1 protein-coding gene is annotated in these 2,223 nt (G+C 64.2%); it reads left to right on the forward strand.

Translation table 11 applies throughout. The annotated features are described in order from the left end of the window. The first annotated feature begins 676 nt into the window (after positions 1 to 676). Positions 677 to 2,008: an IS4 family transposase gene (locus VF992_06710; protein HEX9340843.1), complete on the forward strand. Its 1,332-nt coding sequence runs from the start codon at positions 677 to 679 to the stop codon at positions 2,006 to 2,008. Positions 2,009 to 2,223 lie beyond the last annotated feature (215 nt).

Below are 2,223 nucleotides of genomic sequence, written 5' to 3' on the forward strand. Positions count from 1 at the left end.
AACCACGCGATCGACGGCGAGGGGGCGAGCGGCGTGCGCGCGGCCTGGAACCTCGGCCACCTCGTGGGGCTCGAGCGGCTGGCGACGCTCCTGCCGCTGGCGGCCTGGGTGGCGCTCACGGGATGGTGGCTGGCGCGCACGGCACGCGCGGAGGACGCGGCGGCGCCGCGCGGCTAGACCCAATGCCGGTTAGATAAGGACCGCGCCCGGAAGCCATCAGCCTGCCTGATCCAAACCCGGACCTGCTCTGGCTTGTCTGTTCAGTATCTTACGGTTATAAAGCCGTAAGACAATGAACGACGACCCAGAAGCCCTTCGATCCCGGCGCCAGCGAGTGCTCGCGGGACTGCCCCCTCTGGAAGAGGTCCTCCGAGGCAGCGTGTTCGTGCGATCACTTCGTTGCGGAAAGGCGGGATGCCGGTGTGTCTCTGGAGAGGGTCACCGCGCCGTCTACCTCAGCGTAACCCTCCCCGGAGGTCGGACCGAGCAGATCTCGCTGCCTCCCAAGCTCGTTCGCACCGCCAAGCAATGGGTGAAGAACTACATGCTCTGGTGGAAGGCCATCGAGGAGCTGTCCGCGATCAACCGTCAGGTCTTACGGCAGCGACGTCGGCCGGCGACACCGTCGGCAGGACGGCCAAAGCGCAAGCGCCGAAGATCTTGAGCGGGTGAACGAATGGACCTCGGACAAGCACTGCTTGCGGCCTCGATCGCACCTGAGACCGGTCTCGATATTTTTTCCAGCGAGCTCGATCTGGATGATATCAGGCGCGCCCTGGAAGCCACGGGAACGGCCACCATAAGGCGGCGCAAGCTGCCGGCCGAACACGCCGTATGGATCGTGGTTGGAATGGGGCTGTTTCGAGATCGCCCCATTCAGGCCGTCGTACGACACCTCAACCTCGTCCTGCCTGATGCGAAGCGGCCCGGAGGTCTTGGACGGATAACGGGCGGCGCCGTGGTGCAAGCCCGTGACCGACTGGGGTCCGAACCATTGGCCGTCCTCTTCGGCGACACCGCCGACAACTGGGCCACGGCTTCCGCCGACAAACACCGCTGGCGCGGCTTGGTCGTCCATGGACTCGACGGATCTACGCTCCGTATCCCCGACACCGAAGAGAACGAATCCGCGTTCGGCCGCCCGGGCGCCAGTCGCGGGCGATCCGCTTATCCTCAGGTACGCCTCGTCGCCCTGATGGTCCTTCGTTCGCACATCTTGGCGGCGCTCCGGCTCGGACCCTGTACGTCCTCCGAACTCAAACTCGCCGAGGACCTCTGGCCTCTGCTTCCCGACGACTCGATCACGCTCATTGATCGTGGCTTCATCTCTTACAAGGTCTTCCACGACATCCAAAGTGGTGGAAAGAACCGCCATTGGCTGACCCGAGCCAAAGCCAAGCTCAAGTTACGCGTGATCAAGCGCCTGGGACGCGGAGACGACCTCGTCGAACTACCCATCAATCGCCACCTCCGCCGCGCTCACCCGGACTTGCCGGAGACCCTGCAGGTGCGTGCCATCCGATACCAGCGTCGCGGCTTTCCCGCCCAGACCTTGCTCACATCTCTCCTCGACTCCACACGCTATCCCGCCCGCGAAATCGCCGAGCTTTACCACGAGCGCTGGGAATTGGAACTGGGATTCGACGAGATCAAGACACACACGCTCGACCGCGAGGAAGCGCTGCGCAGCCGTGCCCCCGAACGCATCCGACAGGAACTCTGGGGACTCGCCATCGGCTACAACCTCGTCCGTCTGGAGATGGAGCGCGCCGCACAGCGTATCGGTCTGCCGCCGTCTCGGATCAGCTACAGAGCCTCCCTCCTGATGATCCGCAACTTCTGGCTCGCCGCATGGCAAGTAGAAACCGGAAACCTACCGCGACGCCTCGATATCCTCCACGAGGATGTCGCTCTCAACGTGCTGCCGCCGCGGCGACAGCGCCGCTATCCCCGGGCGGTCAAGATCAAGATGAGCAACTACGCCCTAAACCGGGAGGGCCTAAAGTGAACGGCATTGGGGCTAGTCCCGGAGGCACCGGTAACAGGACCGGTAACACGTGAGCTGCCGGCATTCGTGGCCGGCGAAGGTAAGGCCTGGAGCAGCGCCTCAAGCGGCTCCCGGTCGCGAGCATAGACGTACCTTCGCGCCCGAGAAGCGGCAATCACGTTGGTCTGGTGCACGGCCTCCCTGTGCGCCGGAAACAAGGTCTTTCGTCGGAGACG

Source organism: Thermoplasmata archaeon, assembly GCA_036395115.1.
GTDB lineage: Archaea > Thermoplasmatota > Thermoplasmata > RBG-16-68-12 > RBG-16-68-12 > RBG-16-68-12.